The sequence below is a fragment of the Nocardiopsis suaedae genome, assembly GCF_027706745.1.
GTDB classification, from domain to species: Bacteria; Actinomycetota; Actinomycetes; order Streptosporangiales; family Streptosporangiaceae; genus Nocardiopsis_A; species Nocardiopsis_A suaedae.
The window spans coordinates 1-25164 of the sequence record NZ_JAQFWP010000073.1 but is presented as its reverse complement, the minus strand read 5'-3'; the positions used below and the strand labels follow the sequence as shown (position 1 = coordinate 25164).

General features: G+C 74.8%; 25 protein-coding genes. 12 read left to right on the top strand and 13 right to left on the bottom strand.

Features of this window, described 5'->3' with window-relative positions; all coding sequences use genetic code 11:
* Positions 1-28: 28 nt before the first annotated feature.
* Both O4U47_RS26840 and O4U47_RS26835 read right to left on the bottom strand, forming a co-directional pair.
* Positions 29-658: a GNAT family N-acetyltransferase gene (locus O4U47_RS26840; RefSeq protein ID WP_270680770.1), complete on the bottom strand. Its 630-nt coding sequence runs from the start codon at positions 656-658 to the stop codon at positions 29-31.
* A 152-nt stretch (positions 659-810) separates the two neighbouring features.
* Positions 811-1581, bottom strand: a complete 771-nt coding sequence (locus tag O4U47_RS26835; RefSeq protein WP_270680769.1) for a GNAT family N-acetyltransferase — start codon at positions 1579-1581, stop codon at positions 811-813.
* Positions 1582-1756: 175 nt separating this feature from the next.
* Between O4U47_RS26835 and O4U47_RS26830 the strand changes: the two genes are divergently transcribed.
* Positions 1757-2242, top strand: coding sequence for a nitroreductase/quinone reductase family protein (locus tag O4U47_RS26830; RefSeq protein WP_270680768.1), 486 nt, complete (start codon positions 1757-1759; stop codon positions 2240-2242).
* Between the two features lie 6 nt (positions 2243-2248).
* On the opposite strand, the gene O4U47_RS26825 is transcribed toward O4U47_RS26830, so the two are convergent.
* Together O4U47_RS26825 and O4U47_RS26820 are read right to left on the bottom strand one after the other, a co-directional pair.
* Entirely contained in the window at positions 2249-2905 is a 657-nt protein-coding gene (locus O4U47_RS26825; RefSeq protein ID WP_270680767.1) for a TrmH family RNA methyltransferase, read from the bottom strand.
* A 64-nt stretch (positions 2906-2969) separates the two neighbouring features.
* Entirely contained in the window at positions 2970-3350 is a 381-nt protein-coding gene (locus tag O4U47_RS26820; protein WP_270680766.1) for a hypothetical protein, read from the bottom strand.
* A gap of 211 nt (positions 3351-3561) precedes the next feature.
* On the opposite strand from O4U47_RS26820, the gene O4U47_RS26815 reads away from it, so the two are divergent.
* Positions 3562-5823, top strand: a complete 2262-nt coding sequence (locus tag O4U47_RS26815; protein ID WP_270680765.1) for a tetratricopeptide repeat protein — start codon at positions 3562-3564, stop codon at positions 5821-5823.
* A gap of 4 nt (positions 5824-5827) precedes the next feature.
* Here O4U47_RS26815 and O4U47_RS26810 read toward each other — a convergent pair whose 3' ends face one another.
* The 4 genes from O4U47_RS26810 to O4U47_RS26795 form a co-directional block, all read right to left on the bottom strand.
* On the bottom strand, positions 5828-7621 hold the full coding sequence (locus O4U47_RS26810; protein WP_270680764.1) for a hypothetical protein: 1794 nt from the start codon (positions 7619-7621) through the stop codon (positions 5828-5830).
* A 17-nt stretch (positions 7622-7638) separates the two neighbouring features.
* Positions 7639-8040 (bottom strand): DUF3054 domain-containing protein, encoded by a 402-nt coding sequence (locus O4U47_RS26805; protein ID WP_270680763.1) that lies wholly within the window; start codon positions 8038-8040, stop codon positions 7639-7641.
* Positions 8041-8226: 186 nt separating this feature from the next.
* Positions 8227-9393, bottom strand: a complete 1167-nt coding sequence (locus O4U47_RS26800; RefSeq protein WP_270680762.1) for a S1 family peptidase — start codon at positions 9391-9393, stop codon at positions 8227-8229.
* A gap of 544 nt (positions 9394-9937) precedes the next feature.
* Positions 9938-12118 (bottom strand): S9 family peptidase, encoded by a 2181-nt coding sequence (locus O4U47_RS26795; protein WP_270680761.1) that lies wholly within the window; start codon positions 12116-12118, stop codon positions 9938-9940.
* Positions 12119-12220: 102 nt separating this feature from the next.
* On the opposite strand from O4U47_RS26795, the gene mshB reads away from it, so the two are divergent.
* Together mshB and O4U47_RS26785 are read left to right on the top strand one after the other, a co-directional pair.
* Positions 12221-13081 carry an N-acetyl-1-D-myo-inositol-2-amino-2-deoxy-alpha-D-glucopyranoside deacetylase gene (mshB, locus tag O4U47_RS26790; protein WP_270680760.1) on the top strand — a complete coding sequence of 287 codons (861 nt, stop codon included), beginning with the start codon at positions 12221-12223 and terminating at the stop codon, positions 13079-13081.
* A gap of 123 nt (positions 13082-13204) precedes the next feature.
* Positions 13205-13633, top strand: coding sequence for a hypothetical protein (locus tag O4U47_RS26785; protein WP_270680759.1), 429 nt, complete (start codon positions 13205-13207; stop codon positions 13631-13633).
* Positions 13634-13708: 75 nt separating this feature from the next.
* On the opposite strand, the gene O4U47_RS26780 is transcribed toward O4U47_RS26785, so the two are convergent.
* From O4U47_RS26780 to O4U47_RS26770, 3 genes are all read right to left on the bottom strand, one after another.
* Positions 13709-14857, bottom strand: coding sequence for a site-2 protease family protein (locus O4U47_RS26780; protein ID WP_270680758.1), 1149 nt, complete (start codon positions 14855-14857; stop codon positions 13709-13711).
* Between the two features lie 182 nt (positions 14858-15039).
* Positions 15040-16374, bottom strand: coding sequence for a hypothetical protein (locus tag O4U47_RS26775; RefSeq protein ID WP_270680757.1), 1335 nt, complete (start codon positions 16372-16374; stop codon positions 15040-15042).
* Between the two features lie 66 nt (positions 16375-16440).
* Positions 16441-16689, bottom strand: coding sequence for a putative acetyltransferase (locus O4U47_RS26770; RefSeq protein WP_270680756.1), 249 nt, complete (start codon positions 16687-16689; stop codon positions 16441-16443).
* Between the two features lie 192 nt (positions 16690-16881).
* Here O4U47_RS26770 and fdxA point away from each other — a divergent pair, with 192 nt between their 5' ends.
* The gene (gene fdxA / locus O4U47_RS26765) at positions 16882-17208 is read left to right on the top strand and encodes a ferredoxin (protein ID WP_017556681.1); all 327 of its coding nucleotides are present in this window, start codon (positions 16882-16884) and stop codon (positions 17206-17208) included.
* Positions 17209-17407: 199 nt separating this feature from the next.
* Positions 17408-18517, top strand: a complete 1110-nt coding sequence (dapC, locus tag O4U47_RS26760; protein ID WP_270680755.1) for a succinyldiaminopimelate transaminase — start codon at positions 17408-17410, stop codon at positions 18515-18517.
* 293 nt (positions 18518-18810) lie between these two features.
* On the opposite strand, the gene O4U47_RS26755 is transcribed toward dapC, so the two are convergent.
* A complete protein-coding gene (locus O4U47_RS26755) occupies positions 18811-19719 on the bottom strand; it encodes a hypothetical protein (RefSeq protein WP_270680754.1) in 909 nt (302 codons plus the stop codon).
* A gap of 268 nt (positions 19720-19987) precedes the next feature.
* Between O4U47_RS26755 and O4U47_RS26750 the strand changes: the two genes are divergently transcribed.
* From O4U47_RS26750 to O4U47_RS26740, 3 genes are all read left to right on the top strand, one after another.
* The gene (locus tag O4U47_RS26750) at positions 19988-20824 is read left to right on the top strand and encodes a 2,3,4,5-tetrahydropyridine-2,6-dicarboxylate N-succinyltransferase (protein WP_270680753.1); all 837 of its coding nucleotides are present in this window, start codon (positions 19988-19990) and stop codon (positions 20822-20824) included.
* A 93-nt stretch (positions 20825-20917) separates the two neighbouring features.
* On the top strand, positions 20918-21985 hold the full coding sequence (dapE, locus tag O4U47_RS26745; protein ID WP_270680752.1) for a succinyl-diaminopimelate desuccinylase: 1068 nt from the start codon (positions 20918-20920) through the stop codon (positions 21983-21985).
* Positions 21986-22052: 67 nt separating this feature from the next.
* The gene (locus O4U47_RS26740) at positions 22053-22874 is read left to right on the top strand and encodes an LOG family protein (protein ID WP_270680751.1); all 822 of its coding nucleotides are present in this window, start codon (positions 22053-22055) and stop codon (positions 22872-22874) included.
* 6 nt (positions 22875-22880) lie between these two features.
* Here O4U47_RS26740 and O4U47_RS26735 read toward each other — a convergent pair whose 3' ends face one another.
* Entirely contained in the window at positions 22881-23207 is a 327-nt protein-coding gene (locus O4U47_RS26735; RefSeq protein ID WP_270680750.1) for a hypothetical protein, read from the bottom strand.
* Positions 23208-23270: 63 nt separating this feature from the next.
* On the opposite strand from O4U47_RS26735, the gene O4U47_RS26730 reads away from it, so the two are divergent.
* The 3 genes from O4U47_RS26730 to O4U47_RS26720 all read left to right on the top strand — a co-directional run bounded on the left by O4U47_RS26730 (position 23271) and on the right by O4U47_RS26720 (position 25153).
* Entirely contained in the window at positions 23271-23780 is a 510-nt protein-coding gene (locus tag O4U47_RS26730) for a hypothetical protein (RefSeq protein WP_270680749.1), read from the top strand.
* Between the two features lie 49 nt (positions 23781-23829).
* Positions 23830-24429 carry a DNA-3-methyladenine glycosylase I gene (locus O4U47_RS26725; RefSeq protein ID WP_270680748.1) on the top strand — a complete coding sequence of 200 codons (600 nt, stop codon included), beginning with the start codon at positions 23830-23832 and terminating at the stop codon, positions 24427-24429.
* Positions 24430-24577: 148 nt separating this feature from the next.
* On the top strand, positions 24578-25153 hold the full coding sequence (locus O4U47_RS26720; RefSeq protein WP_270680747.1) for a hypothetical protein: 576 nt from the start codon (positions 24578-24580) through the stop codon (positions 25151-25153).
* Positions 25154-25164: the final 11 nt, after the last annotated feature.

Here is a 25164-nt window from a genome sequence, read left to right as displayed (position 1 = left end):
ACCGCGCGTCCGCGGGGGTGCGGCCCGGTCAGTCCCCGGGCTGCCGGATCATCCCGTGGAAGGCCGGCCGCCCCTCCTCGGCGACGCCCCCGGCCGCCTTGAAGCCGAAGCGCTCGTAGAAGACGAGGTTGGAGGGCTCGGTCGTCTCCAGGTAGACCGGGGCGCGGTCGATGTCGGCCCGGACCAGCCCCGAGCGCAGCAGCGCCGAACCGATGCCCGACCCCTGCGCCACCGGGTCCACCGCCAGGGTCTCCAGGTACCAGTGGGGCTCCTCGGGTGCCGCCTTCTGGACGTCGGCCATGAACGCGGCCAGCTCCGGGAGGCGGGACAGGGGGAGCATCCCGAGCGTGTGCGGCATCGTGCGCAGCAGCCCGGCCCCGCTGGGCAGGCTGACACCCGGAGGCACCCAGACCGCGGCCCCGCGCACGGCGGGGCGCACCCCGCCCGACACCGCCACCGTCACGGTCCCGGCGGGGACGAAGGAGAACCCCGCCACGGCGGCCCACCAGCGCGCCGACTTGGCCATGCGGGTGTGCGGGTCGGGGAAGAGCCATGCGAAGAGCGGGTCGTCGAAGAAGGCCCGGCTCAGCACGCGGGCCACACCGGGCACGTCGTCCGCGGTGGCGGTTCTGAGGGTGAACTCCGGCTTGTCGCTCATGGGCACGGCCTCGCTCCCTGGGGGACGGATCGGTTCACGCGGACGTGCGGGTCGCACCAGAATAGGGGCCGTCTGTGGGACGGCCCCGGCGTTCACGCACAGTGGCCGGTTGTGGCCGGGACCCTTTCCCTGCGCCGCCGGCGCCACCGGCGCTAGCGGGCCGCCCCGCCGGTGCGGGGGCCCGGGACCGAAAGCGCACCCGGTCCCGACTCCGGCTCGCGGACCATGCCGTACAGGGGCGGCAGGCCCAGCACATCGATCTCGCCCGTGGGGGCGAAGCCGAAGCGCTCATAGAAGCCGATGTTCTCCTTCTTGGAGGACTCCAGGTACACCGGCACCCCGTCGGCGTCGGCGCGGGCCAGCCCCGAGCGCAGCAGCGCGGACCCGGCGCCGGTGCCCCGCGCGTCCGGGTCGGCCGCGAGCTCGGCCAGGTACCAGTGCGGCCGGGCCGGGCCGTGCGCGGCGATCCTCCGGTAGGCGGCCAGGATCTCCCGGGTGCGGCGCGCGCCGAAGAGGGCGATGAAGTGCGGGGCGCCGCGCAGCAGGGCCGGCAGGGAGGTCCCCCGCGAACCCGGGCCGCGCCAGGTGGCGGCCCCCACGACCCTGCCGTCGGCGACGGCCACCTCGGCCAGCCCCTGGGGCACGTAGTCGAACCCGCTCTCCAGGGCGTACAGGCGGGCGGACCGCTCGATCCGGTCGGAGGGGTCGGGGAACAGCCAGGTGCTATAGGGGTCGTCGGCGAAGGCGCGGGCGAGGGTGCGGGCGATGGCGCCGATGTCCTCGTGTGCGGCGGGGCGCACCCGCACCTGCCGCTCGGCGGCCGCCTTGCGGGGCGCCCCCTTCGCGGCCGTGCCCGCCGCTCCCTCGGCCTTCGAGGTGCGGCGCTTGCGCTGTTTCGGGCGTGCCCCGTTGTCCGTTCCCATGACGTCCCCCGGTCGTGCGGTTGCGGATGACCTGGAAGCTACCAGCGCGAACGCGCCCCGACCCAGGGCCACGCGGGGTGTCGCGGGCGGGGCGGCCGGGAAACGCCGACGGATCCGACGGCGCGGAGCGCCGGGTTAGGGTCCGCACACGACCCGAACCCATGAGGGGGTTGCCATGACGGAGGAGACGGACCGCAGGGACCGCTTCAGGAAGAGCTTCTGGTCCTCCATGAGCGGGGCCGTGAGCGCCGTCCTGCGCTCCCGCGCCCACCCGGCGCTCAGCGGGGTGTTCATGCTCCTCACCTACGAAGGGCGCAGGACCGGGCGCGTGTACACCCTTCCCGTCGCCTACTACCTGCGCGAGGGCGGCGAAGTCTGGGTGCTGAGCGGGAACGGCGGCTGGACGAGGAACATGCGAGGCGGACACGAGGCCGACCTGCTCATCCGCGGACGCGAATTCCGTGTGTCGGGGACGGCCGTAGAGGACACCAAGGAGGTCGGCGACATGATGGCCGAGCTCCTCCGGGAACGCGGGCCGCGCGCGCTGCGCGGGCACGGGCTGCGCCTGCCCACGGACCGCCAGCCCACCCACGAAGAGGTCATGGGCGCGGCCGAGGGCGTGTGCATGGTGCGCTTCCGCGTCCTGCGCGAGACGACCTGAGGCCCGTCAGGGGGAGGGCGCGGGGCCCTGGTCGAACACGTGCGCGCGCACCCAGGCGTGCATCGCGATCGCGGCCGCCGCCCCGGCGTTGATCGACCGCGTCGAGCCGAACTGGGCGATCGACAGCACCGCCGAGCACACCTTGCGCACCTCGTCGGAGAGGCCGGGCCCCTCCTGCCCGAAGACCAGGACGCAGGCGCGCGGCAGCGGGTAGGTCTCCAGCGGCACCGCGCCCGGCAGGTTGTCGATCCCGACGACGGGCAGCCCGCGCTCCGCGGCCCACGCGGTCAGCTCCTCGGGGCCGGGATGGTGGTGCACGTGCTGGTAGCGGTCGGTGACCATGGCCCCGCGCCGGTTCCAGCGGCGGCGCCCGACGATGTGCACGGCCTGGGCGGCGAAGGCGTTGGCGGTGCGCACCACCGACCCGATGTTGAGGTCGTGCTCCCAGTTCTCCACGGCCACGTGGAAGGGGTGGCGGCGGGTGTCCAGGTCGGCGACGATCGCCTCGCGGGTCCAGTACCGGTAGCGGTCGACGACGTTGCGGCGGTCCCCGTCGGCCAGGAGGGCGGGGTCGTAGCGGCCGTCCTCGGGCCAGGGGCCCTCCCACGGGCCGACGCCGACCTCCGGCGCGCCGTTCTCACCGGTCAGGGCATGATCGTTCACACGCCCCAGGTTATTGGGCCCTCAGGGGTGCGCGGGGCGGGCGAGGGGCCGTGCGCCGCCGGGGTCAGCCGTTGATGTGGAAGCCGCCCTCCAGCCTGCTGATCTGCCAGACCTTGCCCTGCCGCCCGCCGGAGACGTTGTTCGTGAACGTGTTGTGCTCGGTGACGGTGAAGTGCGGGGCGAGCTCCGTCACGAGCGTGCGCACGTCGTCGTGGCGTTCGGCGGCGTCGCGGATGTGGCCGGCCAGTGTTCCCACGAGCACCTCGTCCTCGCCGTCGGCGTCGCGGGCCTCGTCGAGGGCCTCGCGCTCGGGCGTTCCGTCGCCGAAGCGCTTGCGCAGCGCCTTGCGGAGCGCCGCCACCGAATCCTTGGCGCCCTGGGTGAGCAGTTCCGTGGTCTTCCCGGCGACCGCCGCGGCCATCGCCAGCATCACCTCTTCACCCATCGTGGCGTCCTCCAGCCGTCGGCAGCGGGGTGGGGGCGGTGCGGCCCCGAGCTCAACCCTGCCACCCTGACACACGGTGCAGGCGCGTGGGGGAATGGAGCCGTGTCCGTATACGGTCACCGGCGGCACGGCCCGCCGGACCGCGCGCGACGGCGTGCGTAGGATCACTAGCGAACCCCCTGCCCCCCGATCCGCCGAGGAGTCCACGTCGGTGACGGATTACCAGAACACGTCGAGCGGCAATCACGGCGGCAACCACGTCCAGGCGAGTTACGTCGACCGTCTGGTCATGAACGTGATGAACGAGGCGGCGCAGCCCAAGAGGCCGTTGTGGGACGTCTCCAGGGCGCTGCACGGACCGTTCGTCAACCACGACGACGCGTGCGCCTATGCGGGCAAGGTGTACCGCGAGACGGCGCTGGAAGGGCGTCCGGGGAGCCTCTACGTCATCGGCCCCCGAGGGGTGGGGAAGTCGGCCTTCGGGGTCGAGGCCGCGTACCTGCTCCGCTCGCTGTACCGGGAATCGGCGTCCGAACAGGGGGATGAGGAAGGCGGGGCCGCCCGGTCGGACGAGCGCGGGGTCTGGGGGCTCCACGTCGACCTGGATGAGCAGCGGGCGGCGGGTGCGGAGGCCGGGAACCACGCCTTCCTCGGTGACGCGCTCGCGTCACTGCTGCGCGACCTCGGCATGCCCGGGGACGAGGTCCCGCCGACCCTCAGGGAGCGCTCACGGGAGTTCCGCAGGATCACCGGTGAAGAGTCCTGCATCGTGATCGTCGAGGGGATCGCCTCCGCGCGGGAGGCCGACCTCTTCGCGACAGGGGACGGCAGCATGGTGCTGCTCACCGGACGCGGGGAGATCGCGGGCCTTCGGCGCCGCAACGTCCCGACCGTGCGCCTGCCCGCCCTGCGCTCTGACGACGCCCTGGCCCTCCTCCGCGGTTTCGACGGCCCCGGAGAACGCCTGGCGCGGCTGATCGACGCCGAACCCGAGGCCGCACGGGCCCTGGCGGACCGCTGCGGCGGGCTCCCGCTCGCCCTGCAGATCGTCGGCGCCTATCTGAGCATGAGGCCCGAGGAGACCCCCGCGTCGGTGGTCGCACGGCTCGACGCCGCCGGTACCCGGCTCCCCGAAGAGCTCGACCGCCTGGTGGAGGCCGAGGAAGGGGAGCCGCGCCTGGACGAGGTCATCGCCCTGGGCTTCGGCGACCTCCGCTCGGACGCGGCCCAGCGGCTCTACCGCGCGCTGGGCGACCTGCCCGGACGGCGCGTACACGAGGGTCTGCCCGCCGCCCTTCTGGGGTCCCTGGAGGAGGCGCGCGACGCCCTCGGACGGCTCGTCCGGTCCTGTCTGATGGCGGCCGAAGGGGGCGGCCGGTACCGCTGGGAGCCCCTGATCCGCCACGACGCCTACCGGCGGGCGCAGGCCGAGCCGGACGAGCGGCGCCGGGACGCCAGGGAACGCGCCGTCGGCTGGTACACGTCGGCCTTGGCCAAGGCGGACCGCTCCATGGGGATGGGAGGCGGCCGGAGCCGGGCGACGGCGGCGCACGGCGACGCGGCCGCCGCCCGGGAGATCACCGCCCCCTTCGGGGACGCGGAGGGCGAAGCGCTGGCGTGGGTCGGCGAGGTCCTCGACGCGGTCCCGGCCCTCATGGCCCTGGCCGTGGAGAGCGGGCGACGGCGGGACGCCCTGGTGATGGCGGAGTCGTGCTGGTACGGCGTGCATGAGCTGAGGCGCGGGTCCGTGGGAACGGAGATCTTCCGCCACGGGGGCGAGATCGCCCGCGCGGAGGCCGACCCGGTCGCGGCCGCCCGGATGGACAACTACCTGGCCCGCGCCCTCGTCGACGACGGGGAGCTGGACGAGGCCGCCCAGGTGCTCGCCACGGCCCTCGACGAGGCTCCGAGGGAGTGGGAGCGCGCCGTCCTGCTGGAGACGCGCGGACTGCTGCACAAGGACCGCGGCGAATTCGACGCGGCCGAGGCCGACCTGCAGGAGCGCCGCCGTATCAACGAGGAGCTCGGCGAGCTGCGGGCACTGGCCATCGACGGCTACCAGATCGGCGGCCTGCACCTGAGCGCCGGTGACCTCGCGGCCGCCAGGAGCGAGCTGGAGGCGGTGCGGGCAATGGCGGAGGAGCGGCAGGCCACGGACGGCGACTGGCGCTCTCTGGCCGCGAAGACCGAGGCCCGGCTCGCACAGGCGTACCTCCGTTCGGGGGATCCCGAAGCCGCCTTGGCGGCGGGCACGGCCGCCCTGCAGGCGTTCGGCGAGGCGGCGCCGTCCCTGCGGAAGGCGGACGCGCTCGCGGTGATGGCGCGTGCGCAGGGCAGGATGGGCGACACGGGTGACCCAGGCGGCCTGGGCGATGCGAACGCCGCACGCACTTGGGCGGCGACGGCCGCCCGCCTGTACCGGCGGCACCACCTCTATGAGAAAGCGGAGGGGCTGGCGGACCTGCTCGGGTGAGCCGTCAGCCGGGCACCGCCCATGACCCCGGCCCCTCGGGCCGCAGGTTCCCCTCAGATCGCCGATCTCCGCTGATCAAGCGGGGGGGGGGTACGCGTAATTGCGTTTTTCCCTGTGGTCCGGCCACCACCGACCCCTTCTCCTTCCACTCGATGAGAAGGCCGCCGCGGTGGAGCCAGGACGCTGCGGCCGCCGCAATGGCGACGGCGTCCGCCGGGCCGTTGGCCGCTAGGCGGGTCCACGGTGCGTCCGGCTCCGCCAGCAGGAACTCGTCACCGGGAAGCGCCGCCACCGCCAAGGCCGCCACAGGCCGGCGCTCCAGTTCCGCGCGCGCCCACGCCACCGCCTCGGATTCAGGGACCGGGCACGGGCGCACCAGCGCCTCGGCCTCCTTCGCGCGCGCCGGGGACGGGTCCTCCACGCTCACCAGTAGCGCCCCGGATTCCGGGCCGCACACCGCGGCCGGGCGCAGGCGCGGGCGCAGCACCGGCGCCCCCAGGTCGGTCCCGCGGTCCTCGGCCGTCACCCGCCAGGCCGTGGTCTCGGCCGGGTGGACGACCGGGTCGGCGAGCGCCGGTGCCTCCACCGGACCGGGCAGCGGCTCCAGGCCCATCAACGCGTAGCACAGGGCACGCAACCGCTCCGCCGCCTCTCCCCGGTGGTCGATGAGCAGGCCTCCCATATCGGAGCCGGTCCCGTCGCCGGTCCCGTCGATGCCGGGCCCGGAGGACGCGCCCGCGATCACCTCCTCGATCCGCTCCAGCGGATCTCCCCCCGCCTCCAGGGACGGGCAGGCGGCGCCGAACGCGTGCAGCGGGGAGGCGGGGTCCAGCTCGTCCCGGCCGAAGGCCGCCAGCAGCACCGGCCGCCCCAGCGCCGCCGCGTAGTAGGTCGTGCTGCCGTGGTCGCCCACCACGGCGTCGGCGGCGATCAGTGCCGCACGCCAGCCCACGTGGGGGTCGACGATCGCCAGCCCCGCCGAGCGCTCCTGGCGCAGCAGCAGGTCCAGGCCGTTGCGGCCGCCGTGCCGGTGCCACACGTTGGGGTGGACCACCAGGGCGGTGCGGTAGGTGTCGTTCGGCAGTCGGCGCAGGATCCGGCGGATGCCCTCGCGCACCGACCCGACCAGGGAGTCGCTGTTCCAGGTGGAGGAGAGCACCACCAGGCGGCCGCCTTCGGGCACGCCCAGCGCGCGGCGATAGCGGTCGCGCCGACCCGTGTTGTGGGCCATGCGGTCGAACGACGGGTCGCCGACGACCTCGGTGCGGATGCCGTGCAGGGCACCGGCCATCCGGTCCCGCTGCTCATGGTGGGACAGGGCCAACGCGCCGGGGACCGGCACCCCGGCGTGCAGGAGCTGTTCCGGAGCGAGGCCGGATGCCGTCCCCAGGGTGCCGGGCGCCTCGCCCACCAGGCGGTTGTGCCCTGCGCCGTGCGGCATGAGCAGCAGCGGCGGCCCGCTGGGGCCGGGCACCGCAGCCGTGCCGCCCGCCATGGACAGCCGGTGCAGTCCCTCCTTAGGTGAGGCGGCCAGCGCGAGCGCGTACTCACCGCGCCGAGCTACGGCCTCCTCCCAGGACAGGACCTCCTCGACCCCGTCGGCGGCGAGCACGGCGCGGATCCCGGCCTCGGAGACCGAGCCCGGATTCAGGGCGTAGTCGACACGGATGCGCAGGTCGTCGGCGAACACCGTGACCGCGTCGAGCAACCGCCCGGCGGCGGGCACGCTGCGCACGACGACGAGGACCTTGCGCTCCGGCGTGGGAAAGGTCTGCCACGGGTCAGGGGGGACGGGCATCGCTGGGCAGGGCGGCGCTAGGAGGCCGGGGACTCCTCGTTCTCCTTGCGGCGGCCGCGCCCCATGGTGAAGGGGCGGGCGAGCTCGCGCCAGCCCACCATCGCGGCCCCGAGGAACACCGTCGTGACGATGGCGAACGACCACGGGGCGCCGTCAGGGGTCAGGAACGCCCGCAGGGCCAGGCCGACGGGGACGGTGACCGCCCACACGATCACGCCCGTCCACACCGCCCGCATCGGTGCGCGCCACGCCCGGGCCACCAGCCACCCGGCGATGAGCCCGGCGGCGAAGGGCCACGCGGTGCCGAGGAACCCGGCGATCGAGGAGGCCTCCTCGTGCGAGGCCCGCCCGACGACGACGAAGGCGCCGACGCAGACCAGGTCCAGGACGGCGGCGACGGCGATGGGGACGAAGCGCATGCCTCCAGGCTATGGCCGTCCGGGCGGTCCCGGTGACGGGGGCGCCCCCGAGGGGCCCCTCGGGGCCCAGGGCGGGAAAGAGGACCGGCCGGCGCGGGGGGATGGGGGCCTGCGCCGGCCGGTCCGGTGCCGCGGTGGCTCCGCGGCGGGTGCGGGGTGCTCACGGCCCCGTGCGGGGCCGCCGGGTCAGCCCGTCAGCAGGGTGACCCCGTAGGTCTCCAGGATCGGGTTGACCGGCTGGAAGAAGGTCGTCCCGCCGGAGGTGCAGTCGCCCGAGCCGCCGGAGGTGACGCCCTGGGCCTGGTCGTCGCTGAGCCAGGAGCCGCCCGAGTCGCCGGGCTCGGCGCACACGTCGGTCTGGGTCAGCCCGTTGACCGTGCCCTGCGGGTAGGACACCGACTGGTTCTTGGCCTGGACGGTGCCGCAGTGCCAGCCGGTGGTCGAGCCCGAGCGGCAGATGGAGGCGCCCTCGGGGGCCTCCTCCGACCCGGCGACCGTGACGGTCCCGCCCGCGTAGTCGTTGACCGCGGGGGTGGGGGTCCAGTTGTCGTCGGTCTCGACCGCCGCCATGTCGGCGCCGGGGAACTCGGCGTCGGTCACCGTGCCGGTGCCCGAGCCGTCCTCCGAGCCGACCTGCGTCCCGGCGTCCCCGCAGTGGCCCGCGGTGACGAAGCCGGTCTCGGTGGCGAACCCGATCGAGCAGCGGCCGCCGCCCGTGGAGTAGGCGTCGCCGCCGACCACGTCGGCGTAGAGCCGCGGCTCGTCCTCGGTGGTCTCGACCGTGTAGGCGTCCGCGGGCACGCCCGCGGCCTGCGCGAACTCCTTCGCGGCGGCCTCCTCGCCCTCAAGGGCGGTGATGACCACGCTGTCCTGCCGGATGTCCGGGTACCACCCGGCGATGCCCTCGGACAGCTCCGCGCCCTCGCTGTTGAGGTCGGCGATCATGGCGTCCAGCTCGTCCTGGCCGTTGTCGACGACCTCGGCCTCGGCGCCGGCCGCGGTGACCTCGTCGGCCACGGAGGAGTCGGTGACCGCGACGGTCAGGGTGCCGGTCTCGATGTCGAACCAGCTCCCGCCGAAGGCCTCGCCCAGGTCCGAGCGGAGGGCCCGGTCGGTGTCGCGGGCCGCGGCCTGGGTGTCGAGCAGCTCCAGCGCCTCGGCCTCGCTGAGGCCCAGGTCGCGCTGCATCGCTTCGAGCTGGTCTCCGGCGGCCGAGCCACCGGAGGCGGTGTCGGCCGCCACCGTGGCGGCCTCCTGGGGGGATTCTCCGGACAGGGCCGCGAAACCGGCTCCGACCAGCCCCAGAGCGAGCGCGCCGCCTCCTGCGGCGCGCGCGATGGTGGACTTTCGCATCCATCCGCCCTTTCGAATTGTCGGGGGTAAGGGCGGGTCCGCGTTGAAGAGCGGGGGCTCAAGGCGGACCCGGACCGCCGGGCCCACCGGGTTCCGGGGGGCGCCGACAGGCCGTTCACCCTGCGGTTTTGTGCCGCTTTGGGTAAACGATGAGCAACCTTAGGTCATGGTGTCCGAGTGGCGACAGATGCCGGTGACCTTCCGAAATGGAGGGATGTTACCGGCTGGTCGGGTCAGTCGGACCGGGGGTGCGGCCGGGCGGCGATGGAACGGCGACGTGGCGCCCGGGATACCCGATGAAGGGATGATGGGATGTATAAATCCATTCGGGAATGTCAAGGATGGGAGGTGGCCGGATCAGGACAGTAAACCGGGTGCTCGGATAAGCGTCGGTTGGCCCGGCACGGTGAGGGGTTCAGTCGAACTGTTCACTCGCGAGGGATACGGCTGGGCGGAACGTCAAGCCCGCCGCCCGAGGAGGCCGGAGGGTGTCGACATGCCGGGTCCGGGCGGCGCCGGTGTCCCCCGGCGCCGCCCGGCCCGGTCAGTCCGCGGCGGCCCCGTCCCCGATGCCCAGGGACGAGCGCAGGAACTCCACCTGGAGCAGCAGCAGGTTCTCCGCCACCGTCTCGTCGGTCGGCATGTGCGTCACCCCGGACAGCGGGAGCACCGTGTGCGGCCGCCCCGCCGCCAGCAGCGCCGACGACAGGCGCTGGCTGTGCGCGAACACCACGTTGTCGTCGGCCAGGCCGTGCACCAGCATCAGCGGGCGCTTCAGCCCCGGCGCGTCGTCCAGCAGGGAGCTGCGCCGGTAGTCCTCCGCGCGCTCCTGCGGCAGGCCCAGGTACCGCTCCGTGTAGTGGGTGTCGTACAGCCGCCAGTCGATCACCGGCGCCCCGGCCACCGCCGCGTGGAAGACGTCCGGGCGGCGCAGTACCGCCAGCGCCGACAAGTACCCGCCGAAGGACCAGCCCCGGATGCCCACCCGGTCCAGGTCCAGGCACCCGTACCGCTCGGCCGCGTCCCGCAGGGCCGCCACCTGGTCCTCCAGCACCGGCTCGGCCAGGTCGGTGTGGACCGCCTGCTCCCACTCCACCCCGACGCCGGGGGTGCCGCGGCCGTCGGCCACCAGCACCGCGAAGCCCTGCTCGGCGAACCACTGCGAGGTCAGGTACGCCCCGCGCGCCTCCAGCACCCGCTGGGCGTGCGGCCCGCCGTAGGGGTCGACCAGCACCGGGAGCCGCCGCCCGGCGTGCGCCCCCTCGGGGTCGAACCACGAGGGCAGCACCAGCGCCGCGGGGATGCGGCGCTCCCCGGCCCGCCACAGCCGCGGCCGGGGCTCGGGCAGCTCGGGCTCCTCGGCGTGCGCGGCGATCTCGGTGGCCGTGCCCCGCGTCTGCGACCAGGCGTCGGCCACGACCAGCGTGCGCACCCCGAAGGCGTCCAGCGAGCGCCGCTGCACCACCAGCGTTCCGCCGCGCATCCGCCCGGCGTCGACCGCCGACCCCTCCAGCCCGGGGAGCTCGATGGGCCCGGCGAAGCCGTCGGAGGCGTCCACGAGCCACAGTTCCACCGCGCCGGGCCGGTCGGCGGGCGAGACCGAGCACAGGATCCGGTCGCCGTCGACGTCGGACACCCCGCGCACGTACAGGCCGGGCGGCCCCATCGGGCGGCCGCCGACGAACAGCCGCCGCTCACCGCCCTCCTCACGGCCGATCCACACCGGCTCGCCGCTCGCGGTGAAGTCCGGCACCCCCGGCATGATCTCCACCCACACCGGGTCGGTCTCGGTGCGCACCGGTCCGGTCAGCCCGGTGGCCGGGTCGGCGCTGAAGACGGTGAGGGTGCGCTGGTCGCGGCTCTGCGCGCCGAACACGGCGGTGGGGGTTCCGTCCGGTCCGGTCGTCCACCCGGCGGTGGCCAGGTAGGGCAGGGCCTCCCGGTCCCACTCCAGCCACTGCGGCTCGGGCGGGCCGTCGCCGCCGCGCACCTCCAGGACGGCCAGGCGGACCTCGGCGTTGTCCGTCCCGGCCGCCGGGTAGGCCATCGGCTGCGCCTCGGCCTCCGGGGTCCCGGGGTCGGAGATGTGCCACCGGGCGACCATGGACTCGTCGACCCGCGCGGCCAGCAGCGCCGAGGAGTCCGGCGACCACCACATGCCGCGGTGGCGCCCCATCTCCTCGGCGGCGATGAAGTCGGCCAGGCCCCAGGTCACCCCGGGCCCATCGGGTTCGGCGACGGCGCGGTCGGCGCCGGAGCCCACCGACGCCACCCGCAGGGCGCCCCGGCACACGTAGGCGACCGACTCCCCGCGCGGGCAGATGCGCGGATCCACCGCCGGAGTGGCGGCGGGCAGCTCGAACGGCGCGGCGTCGTCGCCCACCAGGTCCACGCAGTACAGGCGCCCGGACAGGGCGAACACCGCCCGGGTGAAGGCCTCGTCGGTGCTGTAGGCCACGATGCCGCCGCTGCTCACCCGCAGCCGTTCGCGGCGCGCGCGCTCCTCCGGCGGCATGTCCTCCTCGGAGCCGCCGATGGCGTGCGGGTCGGCCAGCAGCCGCTCCGCGCCGGTGTCCAGGTCGAGCAGCCACAGGCATGCGGCGCCGTCGGTGCCGTGCCTGCTCCGCAGGAAGGCGACCTTCCGGCCGTCGGGGGAGAGGGCGAATGACCGGGGGACGCCCAGCGTGAACCGCCGCGTCCGCGCTTCTTGCCGTGGAAAGCTCATGCGGCGATTGTCGCCCATCGTGTGGTCCCCGGGTGCGCGGGGCGCGTGCGCCTCACCGGTTCCGGGGGGATCGCCGGTTGGGCCCCGGTATCGTCGGGTGCCATGACCGACCGCCGTTTGCTGCTGGTGCACGCCCACCCCGACGACGAGACGATCGTCACCGGCGCCACCATGGCCAAGTACGCCGCCGAGGGCGCCGACGTCGCCCTGGTCACCTGCACGCTCGGCGAGCGGGGGGAGGTGATCCCGCCCGAGCTGGGGCACCTGGCCGAGGAGCGCGGGGGCGGTCTGGGCGAGTACCGCGTGGGGGAGCTCGACAAGGCCTGCCTGGCGCTGGGCGTGCGGGACCACCGCTTCCTCGGGGGAGCCGGACGGTACCGGGACTCCGGGATGATGGGCGCGCCGACCAACGACGACCCGACGTGCTTCTGGCAGGCCGATGTGGAGGAGGCGGCGCTCCGCCTCGCCGAGGTGATCCGCGAGGTCCGCCCGCACGTGGTCGTCACCTACGACGACAACGGCGGCTACGGGCACCCCGACCACATCCAGGCCCACCGCGTCACCCTGCGGGCCTTCGAGAAGGCGGCTGAGCGCGCGCTGGCGGGCCAGCCCTGGCAGACCCGGAAGCTCTACGCCATCGCCCAGCCGAGGACGCGCCTGGAGGAGCAGGTGGCGCGCCTCCAGGAGGAGCCGGGGCCGTTCACCGCCCCTTACGAGGTCGGCGACATCGCGCCGGGCGCCCCCGACGCGCGGGTGACCACCCGCATCGACGCTTCGGCGCACTGGGCCGCCAAGGCGCTGGCCATGAGGGCGCACGCCACGCAGATCTCCGTCGACGGCGAGCGGTTCGCGCTGTCCAACGGGATCGCCCAGGAGATCGACGCGGTCGAGCACTTCACGCTGCTGCGCGGGCCGACGCCCCGTCCGGGGCCGGACGGATTCGAGACCGACCTGTTCGCCTAGAGGCCCCGCCCCTCTGGCGTTGATCTCGGGGAAAACGACGCTGAATCCGCGTTAGCAGGGTCGTTCTTCCCGAGATCATCGGCGGGGGGACGGCTCCCGTGTCGTGTGTCTTAGGCTTCCTACGTGCCCGATTCCGCTTCCGCGGGCCGTTCCGGCCCCTTCGCGTCCGCCGTCGACTTCGTCGTCCTCCCGGCCCTGTTCTGCGCCGCGGTGGTCGCCGGGATCGTGGGCGGGGTGCTGTCCGGCTGGCTCGCCTGGCTGTGGCTGAGCGGCCCGCTGGGCCAGGTGGTCTCCGGCGCCGCCCTGCTGGTGTGGCTGTGCGTGATGTACGCGGCGGTCCGGCTGGCGGGCTGGGCCACCGCCTCGCGCGCCGGGGCGGGCGTCTGCGCGGCCGGGTGGACCCTGGCGCAGACGGCGCTGGTGTGGGCGGGCGAGACCGGCGACGTCATCTTCGCCGCCGCCGGGATCAACCACGCCTACCTCTTCGGCGGGGTGGCCGCCGTGGTGCTGGCGGTCGTGTTCACCCCGCCGTCCGGTGCGCGCGACGCCTGAGCCGCACCGGCCGGGTTCGAGGGGCCGGGACCGATCGGCCGAGCCGGGCCGCGCACCGGCCGGGCACGGGCCCGATCAGCTCAGCCAGAACCGCATCAGCAGCTCGCCGAAGAAGATGTCCATCTGCGGCATGCCGATCTTCTGGAAGAGCCCGGTCATGGCGTTGATGTAGGCCATGTTCACCGTGTCGAACCACAGCACCGCGAAGACGGCGATGGTGCCGAAGAGGCCGAAGCCGCGCGCGACGCGCTCCATCGCCGCGAACGTCCGGGGGCTGGCCGTGGCCGCCTCCAGCAGCGGGACGAACACGCCGTAGCCGTCCAGGCCGGGGATGGGGAGCAGGTTCACCAGCGCCGCCGTCAGGTTGAGGTAGCACAGGAACATCAGGCCGCCGATGAGCCAGTTGTCGGTCACCATCCCGGCGGGAACCAGGAGCATCACCGCGACCGCGAACCCCGCCGCCAGCACCAGGCTCGCCACGATCCCGGCGAGCGGCGCCAGCATGCGGCGGCCCCGGCCGCCGAGCGCCCCGCGGTCGACGTAGGAGGCCGGCCCCGTCAGGCCGATCCCGCCGAGCACGACGAACACCACCGGCATCACCAGGCCGGTGAACACGCCCCCGCCGGTCTCGCCCGTCCCGGCGATCCGGCGCTCCCGGTAGGCCAGCGGGTTGAGCCGCAGGTACCCGCTGCCGCGCAGGCCGCGGTCGCCACTCAGGTAGGCGACCAGGGCGTGGGCGAACTCGTGCACCGCGACCGACAGGATCCAGGCGCCCACGATGAACACGAACGGCGCGTAGGGCGTTCCGCCATAGGTGTACAGGTCCTGCGTCTCCTCCCAGCGGGTCCAGGAGAAGTACCCGGCGAAGCCGGTGATGCCCAGGATCAGCAGGAAGACCGGGCTGGGCAGCAGGTCGAAGACGGAGGAGCGGGCGGGTGCGGAGGCGCCGTCGCCGGCGGCCTCCTCCCCGGAGGCGTCGCCCGGGTCGCCCTTGCCCGCGTCGTCCTCGCCGGTCTCGGCTCCGTCGGCGCTCCCGGAGCCCTCGGCGGCGCCGTTCCCGGAGCCGTCGGCTCCGTCGGGATCCCCGGATTCCCCGGTGATTGCGGCGTCCTCGTCGGAGCCGGCCGCATCGGTCGCCACGGCGCCCTGCGGCTCCTCCCCCTCCGGGCCGGCGCTCTGGGCGGGCGTCTCGGAATCCGTACCGGCCGGATCGGGCGTGGACATGCTGCTCCCACAGGTCGTGACTGCTGATCGTGAACGCTGGCGGTCGGCCGCGCGGGCGGCGGGGGAGGCGTCCGGGCCGACGCCTCCAGGCTAAGGGGCCCCGGGCACGGGTCCTGCTGAGGGTGCCGGACCGGGCGCGGCGGGCGGTGCGGCGCCGGTCACAGGCGCGGCCGGGGACCCGGTCACAGCGACGTGCTGGGCGCGGTGGCCGAGCGGTGCATGGCGGTCAGGGCGAACGCCTGGCCGCTGCGGGTCAGGTCCGGGGTGCCGGTGCCGCCGACCAGGTCGCTGCGGCGGACGAAGCCCAGCGTCTCCAGCAGCCAGGTGACCTGCAGCAGCACCGCGTGCACCTGGGCGGTGTCCGGGGAGTCCCCGGACGCGTCGCCGCCCCACCCGGCCTCGGCCAGCACCTGGCGGGCCTCCTCCATCACGTCCGAGCGCTCGGCGCGGGCGTGGCTGCCGGTGGCCCGCGGGGAGCGCTGCAGCAGCAGCCCCAACAGGGTCTCGGTGGCGGCCTGGGCGAACCCGTCGGAGTCCAGCACGCTGTCGGCCACCGCGCGCCACAGCTCGGTTCCGTCGCCGTGCAGCCGCCGACCGCGGCGGGTCAGCACCATGCGGCGGCCCGCCCTGCGCACCGCGCGCATCCCGCGCAGCAGCTTGTGCAGTGAGATGAGCTGCATGGCGTCGGTCTCGCTGCGCGGCGGCGACGGCGAGGTGGCCCAGTCGAACTCGGCGCACAGCTCGCGCACCGCGGTGGGGGAGATGTAGCCGATCTGGGTGAGGCCGATGCCCTCGTCGGCGAAGTCGAGCAGGCGGTGCACCGGCGCCAGCGCCGCGTCGGCGTCCGGCGGCGGCTCCGCGCCCACGATGAGCTGGCCCAGCAGCGGCCAGAGCCGCTGGCGGTGCGGGTGCGAGGGCGAGCCGAGCCAGCCGCGCACCCGCTCCTCGCGCACCCGGTCCAGGCGGCTGCGGCCCTGCCCGTCGGGCTGGGTGAGGAAGGCGCGGGCGAACCGCTCCTGGGCGGTGCGCCAGCCGCGGGCGCCCGGCCGCACCTCGCCCGCGGCGATGGCCAGCTCCAGGGCGGCCGAGGTGGCCTGGTGCGCGGAGATCTCGGCGGCGCCCAGGGCGGTGCCCCAGGTCAGCTCGGCCAGGTCGGGCGGCTCCACCCCGGAGGCGCGCATCGCCCGGCGGTAGGCGGCCAGGCCGCTGTCGTGGCCGGAGGAGTGGGCGTCCAGGATGGTGCGGGTGGTGGTGGACGAGCAGATCGCGGCGTAGCGGTCCAGGTCCAGCAGGGAGAACAGGCGCCCCAGGGAGCGGGCGGTGAGCATGCGCTCGCCGGTCTCCCCGGCGAACCGGACCGGCAGCACGTACCAGCAGAACTCCTGGACCGACCGCTGCGTCAGCTCCTCCAGTTCGCCGCCCCCGGTGAGGGAGGCCAGGGCGTTCTCGGCCAGGCGCGCGGCGCGCGGGTCCAGCCGGGCCAGCTGCGCGAGCGCGGACGCGACGGTCTCCTGCATGGCGTGGGTCGGCACCTCCCCCTGCCGGGCGCTCCGTTGCCGGTCCGGCTCCGCTGTCGTCCGTTCCTACCGTTCCGTGTCGGGGTCCCCCCGGTCCGGCCGGCGCCGCTCGGGCGGGTGCTGCGGCACCAGCCTGCTTCCGGCGACGTCGGCCTCGGCCACCTCGACCGGCGCACCGTCGCGCCTGCGCACCGAGATGGTGCCGTCGCTCCACCGTTCCAGGACACCGACGATATCCCGGAACCGGCCGTCGGGCAGCCGCACGCGCAGTACGGCGCGGCGCCCCACGTCCCCGGGGGAGGCCTCACGGGCCATTCGTGCCCCGTACTCCACTCGATCCGACCCCCAATTGGGCACGTGAGCCCACTGAGCGCAATACTGGAATCTGCGAATCGTCTGACGTGAGCCCGGCGAGTCCGCGTGCCGGATGCCCGGCGTCGCCCAGGCTACGACAGCGAAGACCCTTGCACGCGGTCAACGTGGCGAAGACCGAAGAGGAGTAACGACGTGACCTACGTCATCGCGCAGCCGTGCGTCGATGTGCTCGACAAGGCCTGCATCGAAGAGTGCCCTGTCGACTGCATCTACGAGGGCGAGCGCATGCTCTACATCCACCCGGACGAGTGCGTCGACTGCGGCGCCTGCGAACCGGTGTGCCCCGTGGAGGCCATCTACTACGAGGACGACCTGCCCGAGCAGTGGTCCGAGTACTACAAGGCGAACGTCGAGTTCTTCGACGAGATCGGGTCCCCCGGGGGTGCGTCGAAGGTCGGCAAATACGACACCGACCACCCGATCATCGCCAAGCTGCCCCCGCAGGCGGAAGGCGAGTAGCCGGAACGACGGCCGCGCCCGGACCGCGGGCACACCGGGGCGGCCGGCGGTCCGCGGCGCACGGCGCCGCTTGGCGCCCGTGCGGTGCGGGTAGGGCCGTTCTGGAACCAGGGGACCGGGCCCGGCGTAGCCGGGCCCGGTCCCGTCAGAGCCCGCCCCGGGGCAGGGGGCGGGACCGAGCCGTGTGGAGCAGAATGTGATGGCGGAACGACGACGCCTCGCCGACCGGATGCCGGTCTTCCCCTGGGACCGCCTCGCGCCGCACAAGGCGACGGCGGCGGAGCACCCGGACGGGATCGTGGACCTGTCGATCGGCACCCCGGTCGACCCGGTGCCCGAGGTCGTGCGGCGGGCGCTGGCCGCCGCGGCCGACGCCCCCGGGTACCCGGCCACGCACGGCACCCCGGCGCTGCGCGCGTCGGCCGCCGGATGGCTGGAGCGAAGGCACGGCGTGCAGGTCGACCCGGACGGGGACGTGCTGCCCGCCATCGGCACCAAGGAGCTGGTGGCCTGGCTGCCGACGCTACTGGGCCTGGGCGAGGGCGACACCGTCGTCCACCCCGAGCTGGCCTACCCCACCTACGACGCCGGGATCCGCCTGGCGGGCGCGCGCCCGCTTCCCGCCGACGGGCTCACCGCGCTCGGCCCCGAGCGGCCGGGCCTGGTGTGGATCAACTCCCCGGCCAACCCCACCGGCCGCGTGCTCGGCGCCGACCACCTTGCGCAGGTGGTCGACTGGGCGCGCGAGCGGGGGGTCATCGTCGCCTCCGACGAGTGCTACCTGGACCTGGACTGGGAGGGCGAGCGGCCGCTGTCGGTCCTCCACCCGGACGTGTGCGGCGGCTCGCATGCCAACCTGCTGGCGCTGCACTCCACCTCCAAGCGCTCCAACCTGGCCGGGTACCGGGCCGGGTTCGTGGCCGGCGACTCCGAGCTGATCGCCGAGCTGCTGGCGGTGCGCAAGCACGCCGGGATGATCGTCCCGGCGCCGGTACAGGCCGCCATGGGCGCGGCGCTCGACGACGACGCGCACGCCGAGGACCAGAAGGCGCGCTACCGCGCCCGCCGCGAGGCCCTGCGCGGGGCGCTGGAGTCGGCCGGGTGGACCATCGACCACTCCGAGGCGGGGCTGTACCTGTGGGCGCGCCGCCCGGGGCTGGACGCCTGGGGCGCCGTCGCCGAGCTGGCCGGGCGCGGCATCCTGGTCGCCCCCGGTGATTTCTACGGGCCGAAGGGCGCCGAGCACGTGCGGGTGGCCTTCACCGCCACCGACGAGCGCGTCGAGGCCGCCGCCAAGCGGCTGGCCTGACAGGCCGCGCGCCAGACCGCGCGCGTGGACTCGTGGGCGCGCACGGCCCTGGACGGCCGGCGGACCGGCGGGGCCCCGCGGTGGCCCCTGAAGCGGCGAGAGCGGCGGTTCCACCGCCCGATCGCCTCCGAGACGACCGATTCACCGCACGGGACGGCCGACCCGGTGGGTCCGGTGGGTACGCGTCCGGTGTGCCCGGCATGTGCCGTCCGTTCGGTCCCCCGCCGGTCTCGGGGGAAGCGGCGCTGAGACCGCGTTCACCGCGTTCGCAGGCCCTTCCTCCCGAGGGCGGCTCAGCCCAGCACCACCTGGCCGTCGGGGGCGCGGTCGGGGACGCTCTGCCACCCCTCCTGGCCGTCCTCGGCCGTCCAGCGCTGGTCCTCGTAGCCCACCGAGGTGATCCCGTACTCCTCGGAGTTGGCCACCGCCCACAGCGCCATCGCCCAGCCCAGGTCGCCCGTCTGCGGCCGCTCACCCGGCGGGGGGAGGGCGCCCGGGTCGGCGCCGAACACCCGCTTCATCTCCGCGACCGCGCCGTCCACGTCGGGCGGGGCCGACGGCGACGGAGACGGCGAGGGCGACTCGCCGGGCGTGCGGGCCGGCTGCTCGGGCCAGCAGGTCACCGCGGGCCCCTCGGCGCCGGTGAAGGCGCGCGCCATCAGCCGGGAGCGGTCCTCGTGCTGGTCGTAGGCGAACCCGTCGGCGCTGCGCTGCACCGCCTGCGCGGCCTCGTACACCGGCATGTCGGCGTAGGAGTCCACCTTCTCCAGGTGCGCGTAGAACTCGTTGCTGGAGTAGACCGGGTCCATGATCTGGTCGGGGTGGCCCCACTCCTGGGAGGGGCGCTGCTGGAACAGCCCGAGCGAGTCGCGGTCGCCGTACTCGATGTTGAAGAACTTGGTCTCCTGCCACACCGTGGCGTAGGCCACGACGACGGCGTGCCGGGGCAGGTCGCGGCTGAAGGCCACACCGCCGACGGTCGCGGCGCTGGCCGCCTGCTCGGGCTCCAGCGGGTCGGTGGCGCCGTCGACGCGGACCTTGCAGCCGGCCGCCACCGGCGGGTCGATCTCCACCGGCTCGACCGTGCTGATCACGTAGTATCCGGCGGCCACCAGGGCGCCGCACACGGCGGTCAGGACGGCGAGGATCTTGACGAACGCGGAGATCCGCTTCCGCTTCTTCGGACGGGTCTTCTCGTGCACAGGCAGGCCGTTGGAGTCATGGGGCGGGCCGCACGCTGCGCGGCCGGGCGCCCCGACGGACAGGGACCGGCCCCCGGACGTGATGCGGGGGAAGTACGGGTCTCACGCCGTTGAACCGGGGTGTTCGCTACCCGAATGGTAGAGCGTCTCCAGGGGAACCGCCGTGCAGGCGGCGCCGCGCCGGAGCGTACCGTCCCCGCGCCGGGGCGGCCAGCCGCGGCGCGGGCCGGTTCGTCGGCGCGCCCGCGAACCAGTAGGCTCACCTCCCATGACCACCTCGTTCACCAGTCCGCTCCCCAAGGAGATCGACGAGCTCTGGGAGCGCCGCTCCGAGCTGACCCCTGACGACACCGCCGCCCGCGACACCATCATCGGTGCGGTCGACGAACTCGACGCCGGCAAGGCGCGCGTGGCCTTCGTCGACCCCGACTCGGACCAGGTGGTCGTCGACGAGCGGGCCAAGCGCTCGATCCTGCTGAGCTTCCGTGTGCTGGGTATGGAGGAGTCGCAGGTCGGTGACTTCTACCACCACGACCGCATCCCGCTGAAGAAGCGCTTCGAGGGCGTGCGCGTCGTCCCGGGCGCCATCGCCCGCTGGGGCGCCCACCTGGCCCCCGGCGTCGTGCTGATGCCCTCCTTCACCAACTTCGGCGCCTGGGTGGGCTCGGGCACCATGGTCGACACCTGGGCGACCGTGGGCTCCTGCGCCCAGGTCGGCGAGAACGTCCACCTGTCCGGCGGCGTCGGCGTGGGCGGCGTGCTCGAGCCCCCGCAGGCCTCCCCGGTCGTCATCGAGGACGACGCGTTCCTCGGCTCGCGCAGCATGGTCGTCGAGGGCGCCCGGGTGCGCCGCGGCGCCAAGCTCGGCGCGGGCACCATCCTGACCTCCTCCACCCGCGTCTACGACGCCGAGACCGGCGAGGAGCTGCCCCGCGGCGAGGCCCCCGCCTGGTCGGTGTGCGTCACCGCCAACCGGGTCAAGAGCTTCCCCGGCGGCGACTTCGGCATGCCGGTGCTGCTGGTGCTCAAGCGCCTGGAGGAGGGGCAGGAGCACGACAAGCTGGCCCTGAACGACATGCTCCGGGAGCACGGCGTCAACGCCTGACGCCTCCCGGCGGACCGGGCCGCCCCGCACCGCGGGGCGGCCCGCGCGCGCCCGAGTGCCCCCGCCCCGCACCCGACCCCGAAGGTTCCGGCGATGCTCAACCTCGCAGACGACGTCCGCACCCTCACCGCCCGCCTCGTCGACACCGAGTCGGTCAGCGGCGGCGAGCGCGCGCTGGCCGACATGATCGAGCAGGCGCTCTCGGGCCTGCCGCACCTGCGGGTGGAACGCGACGGCGACGCCGTGGTGGCCCGCACCGAGCTGGGCCGCGCCAAGCGGGTCGTGCTCGCCGGGCACATCGACACCGTGCCGATCGTGGGCAATGTGCCGTCGCGGCGCGAGGGGGACCGGCTCTACGGCTGCGGCGCCTCCGACATGAAGAGCGGGGTGGCGGTGCAGCTGCGCCTGGCGGCCGCGCTCACCGAGCCCGTGCACGACCTCACCTTCGTGTTCTACGACTGCGAGGAGGTCGACGCCGAGCGCAACGGGCTGCGGCGGCTGGCCCGCGACCACCCGGAGTGGCTGGCCGGGGACTTCGCGGTGCTCATGGAGCCCACCGGCGGCGCCATCGAGGGCGGCTGCCAGGGCACCATGCGGGTGGAGGTGATCGCCCGCGGCGAGCGCGCCCACAGCGCCCGCTCGTGGATGGGGCACAACGCGATCCACGAGGCCGGGCGCATCCTGGACGTCCTGCGCGCCTACACCCCGCGCGAGCCGGAGGTGGACGGCCTGCGCTACCACGAGGGCCTGAACGCGGTCTTCGCCTCCGGTGGCGTGGCGGGCAACGTCATCCCCGACGAGTGCACCGTCACCGTCAACTACCGGTTCGCCCCCGACCTGTCGGTCAAGGACGCCGAGGCCCACCTGCGGGAGGTCTTCGACGGGTACGACGTGCGCGTCACCGACGCCGCGCCGCCCGCCCGGCCCGGCCTGGACGACCCGGCGGCCGCCGAGTTCGTGGCGGCGGTCGGCGGCGGGCGGGCCCGCGCCAAGCTGGGCTGGACCGACGTGGCGCGGATGGCCGAGCTGGGGGTCCCGGCGGTCAACTACGGGCCCGGCGAGCCCACCCTGGCGCACACCCGCGACGAGTGGGCCGACCTGGCGCTCGTGGACGAGGCCGAGCGGCGGATGACCGAATGGCTGACCGGCGGCGGCGCCTGAGCGAACGGTTCGCGGCCGGGGGCGGCGGCGCGGGCGCGCGCCTTGCCGCCGGAGATAGTTTGTCTCCATGACCGATGCTGACAAGATCCGCCGGGCGGGCCCCTTGACCTACCGCGGCCGCGCCATCCCGGAGACCACCACCGACCAGCGGCTCCTGGACCGCAGGGGGCCGGTCGACTGGGTGCACACCGATCCGTGGCGGGTGCTGCGGATCCAGTCGGAGTTCGTCGAGGGCTTCGGGCTGCTCTCCGAGGTCGGCCCCGCGGTGAGCGTGTTCGGCTCCGCCCGCATCCGGCCCGGGTCCGACCACTACCGGCTGGGCGAGACCATCGGCGGGGACCTGGCGCGCGCCGGGTACACGGTCATCACCGGCGGCGGGCCGGGCCTGATGGAGGCCGCCAACAAGGGGGCGCAGGAGGCCGGTGGGCCCTCCATCGGCCTGGGCATCGAGCTGCCGTTCGAGCAGTCCCTCAACGACTACGTCGACATGGGCGTCACCTTCCGGTACTTCTTCGTCCGCAAGACGATGTTCGTGAAGTACTCGCAGGCGTTCGTGGTGCTGCCCGGGGGCTTCGGCACCCTGGACGAGCTGTTCGAGTCGATCACCCTGGTGCAGACGGGCAAGGTCACCCGCTTCCCGGTGGTGCTGGTGGGCACCGACTTCTGGGGCGGCCTGGTGGACTGGATCCGCGACCGCCTCCGCTCCGAGGGGGTCATCTCCCCGGACGACCCGGACCTGATGTACCTGACCGACGACCCGGGCGAGGTCGTCGACGTCATCGCCAAGGCGCACGCCGACATGGCGGCCCGACGGGAGAGCGAGGCGCGCCGCGACACCGAGGCGCGCGCCGTGAGCGGGGAGGCCGAGGCGATCCGCGACGAGCGGTAGCGCGGCTCAGGCCAGGCCCCGGCGGACCGCCGCCGGGGCGCGGCCGCCGCGCACCGTCCGCGCCATGTCGAGCGCCTGGCGGGCGGCGCGGGGGTGGGCGCTGGTGAACAGCCGCGCCCCCAGCCACGCGTAGAGGGCGACCAGGGCCGCGCTCGCGGCCGGGTCGTCGGCCTCGCACCGCACCAGCACCGGGGCGCCGTCGGCGGCCAGGGCGCGCACCCGCGCGGGCGGGGGGCGGTGCCCGGCGTCCACCGCGCCCTCCGGCGCCGCCGCCCCGGGCTCCAGCACCCGTGCCGGCCCGTGCGCGTCCCCGTCCCCGCCGCTCATCGCCATACCGCCGAGTCTGCCACGCCGGGGCCCGTCCGCGGTCCGCGCCGATGTGGCACGATCGGAACCGTGAATCCAACGATCCTCATCCTCATCTCGCTGTCGGCGGTCGCCGTTCTCGCCGGCGTCGCCTACGCGGTCATGGGGAAGGGCGGCCAACTGGCGCGCTTCGAGGCCGACCACCCGCCCCTGGACCTGCCCGAGGACCGCCCGGTGACCCCGGCCGACGTGGGCCGGATCGCGCTGCCGCTGGCGTTCTGGGGCTACCATGTCCGCGGTGTCGACGAGGTGCTGCGCAGGCTCTCCGCGGCGCTGGCCGAGCGCGACGAGCGCATCGCCGACCTGGAGCGCCGCCTGGCCGAGGGCGGGGCCCCGGCCGGTCCGCGGGTGCTCTACCCGCGTCCCCCGGCGGGTGGGCCCACCGCGATCCGGCCCCCCGAGGCCGGGCCCGCCGAGCCCCGTCCGGCCGCCCCGGCCCCCGGCCCCTCCGCGGCCGCAGCCCCCGGGCCGGAGGCGGCCCCGCAGGGGGAGGTGGGCCCACGGGAGGACGCGGCCGCCGGCCGCGCCGCCCAGGGCTGAACCGGCCCCTCCCGGCACCCCGACAGCGACCCCGGCCGGGAGGACCCCGATGACCTCGAACGACACCGCCCCGCAGGCCTCCGCGCCGCCGGTGCCCGACGGACGCCCCCGCTGCACCTGGGCGCTGGGCACCCCCGACCTGGCCGAGTACCACGACACCGAGTGGGGGCGGCCGGTCCGCACCGACCAGGGCATGTTCGAGCGCGTCAGCCTGGAGGCCTTCCAGGCCGGGCTGTCCTGGCTGACCGTGCTGCGCAAGCGCGCCGCGCTGCGCGAGCACTTCGCCGGGTTCGCCCTCGAGGAGGTGGCGGCCTTCGGCGGGGACGACGTGGAGCGGATGCTCGCCGACGCCCGCATCATCCGCAGCCGCGCCAAGATCGAGGCGGTCATCGGCAACGCCCGGGCCGCCCTGGAGCTGCCGGGCGGGCTGGCCGCGGCCGTCTGGGAGCACGCCCCGGCCCCGGGGCGGCCCGCCCCCGCCGGGGACGCCGACGTGCCCGCCTCCACCCCCGAGAGCACGGCGCTGGCCAAGCGCCTGAAGGCGGCGGGGTTCCGGTTCGTCGGACCCACCACCGCCTACGCGGCGATGCAGGCCACGGGGGTGGTCGACGACCACCTGGCCGGGTGCTTCCTGGGGCGCGGCGCCTGAGCGCCCGGGGCCCGGAGCGGGCGCCCGCCGGGTCGCCTATCCTCGGACGCTGGACGGGCGATCCGGGCCCGCACCGGTTCGCGTGGGAGGAAGAGATGAGAGCGATGCACCGAAGGCCGCACACCGCCGCGCGCCCCTGGGGCGCCCGGTGAGCGGCTCATCGACCCGCCCGGCCGAAGAGGAGGGGGGCTCCCCCTCGCCGGTGCGGAGGATGTCGCTGTACCCGCCGCCGCGCTCCACCCGCCACACGGCCCGGCGCCGCAAGGGCTGGGCGGTCGCCGCCGCCGTCGCGGGCGCGGCCGTCGTCGTCGCCGGGGGCACCGCCGCGGCCCTCGTGCTCGGCCCGGAAGCCGAGCGGGACCCCGGGTCGGGCTCCAGCGTGCCCGACACCTTCGCGGGCACCTGGGAGGGCAAGATGATCCAGGAGAACGAGGCCGGTGAGCACGTCACCGACTGGGACGCCCGGGTGCGGCTGGAGACGGGCGCCGAGCGCGGCAGCTCGGAGTGGTTCACCCTGAACTGCCGCGGGAGCCTCACGCTCCAGGAGCGGGACGGGTCCCGCCTGGTCTTCGACTACGTGGAGACCTACGACCCGGAGGACCGCTGCGTGGACACCTCGACGCTGACCCTGAGCGAGGGCGGCGCCGAGGACACCCTCGACGCCCGGTGGGAGGCCACCTCCCACGACGGCACGACCATGATCTCCACGGGAACGCTCTCCTAGAGCCGGTCCAG

What these genes read in the sequence shown, in the direction of transcription:
- O4U47_RS26840 (WP_270680770.1), bottom strand. Translation starts at nt 658, where the DNA reads ATGAGCGACAAGCCGGAGTTCACCCTCAGAACCGCCACCGCGGACGAC.
- O4U47_RS26835 (WP_270680769.1), bottom strand. Translation starts at nt 1,581, where the DNA reads ATGGGAACGGACAACGGGGCACGCCCGAAACAGCGCAAGCGCCGCACC.
- O4U47_RS26830 (WP_270680768.1), top strand. Translation starts at nt 1,757, where the DNA reads ATGACGGAGGAGACGGACCGCAGGGACCGCTTCAGGAAGAGCTTCTGG.
- O4U47_RS26820 (WP_270680766.1), bottom strand. Translation starts at nt 3,350, where the DNA reads ATGGGTGAAGAGGTGATGCTGGCGATGGCCGCGGCGGTCGCCGGGAAG.
- O4U47_RS26810 (WP_270680764.1), bottom strand. Translation starts at nt 7,621, where the DNA reads ATGCCCGTCCCCCCTGACCCGTGGCAGACCTTTCCCACGCCGGAGCGC.
- O4U47_RS26805 (WP_270680763.1), bottom strand. Translation starts at nt 8,040, where the DNA reads ATGCGCTTCGTCCCCATCGCCGTCGCCGCCGTCCTGGACCTGGTCTGC.
- O4U47_RS26800 (WP_270680762.1), bottom strand. Translation starts at nt 9,393, where the DNA reads ATGCGAAAGTCCACCATCGCGCGCGCCGCAGGAGGCGGCGCGCTCGCT.
- O4U47_RS26795 (WP_270680761.1), bottom strand. Translation starts at nt 12,118, where the DNA reads ATGAGCTTTCCACGGCAAGAAGCGCGGACGCGGCGGTTCACGCTGGGC.
- mshB (WP_270680760.1), top strand. Translation starts at nt 12,221, where the DNA reads ATGACCGACCGCCGTTTGCTGCTGGTGCACGCCCACCCCGACGACGAG.
- O4U47_RS26780 (WP_270680758.1), bottom strand. Translation starts at nt 14,857, where the DNA reads ATGTCCACGCCCGATCCGGCCGGTACGGATTCCGAGACGCCCGCCCAG.
- O4U47_RS26775 (WP_270680757.1), bottom strand. Translation starts at nt 16,374, where the DNA reads ATGCAGGAGACCGTCGCGTCCGCGCTCGCGCAGCTGGCCCGGCTGGAC.
- O4U47_RS26770 (WP_270680756.1), bottom strand. Translation starts at nt 16,689, where the DNA reads ATGGCCCGTGAGGCCTCCCCCGGGGACGTGGGGCGCCGCGCCGTACTG.
- dapC (WP_270680755.1), top strand. Translation starts at nt 17,408, where the DNA reads ATGGCGGAACGACGACGCCTCGCCGACCGGATGCCGGTCTTCCCCTGG.
- O4U47_RS26750 (WP_270680753.1), top strand. Translation starts at nt 19,988, where the DNA reads ATGACCACCTCGTTCACCAGTCCGCTCCCCAAGGAGATCGACGAGCTC.
- dapE (WP_270680752.1), top strand. Translation starts at nt 20,918, where the DNA reads ATGCTCAACCTCGCAGACGACGTCCGCACCCTCACCGCCCGCCTCGTC.
- O4U47_RS26740 (WP_270680751.1), top strand. Translation starts at nt 22,053, where the DNA reads ATGACCGATGCTGACAAGATCCGCCGGGCGGGCCCCTTGACCTACCGC.
- O4U47_RS26735 (WP_270680750.1), bottom strand. Translation starts at nt 23,207, where the DNA reads ATGGCGATGAGCGGCGGGGACGGGGACGCGCACGGGCCGGCACGGGTG.
- O4U47_RS26725 (WP_270680748.1), top strand. Translation starts at nt 23,830, where the DNA reads ATGACCTCGAACGACACCGCCCCGCAGGCCTCCGCGCCGCCGGTGCCC.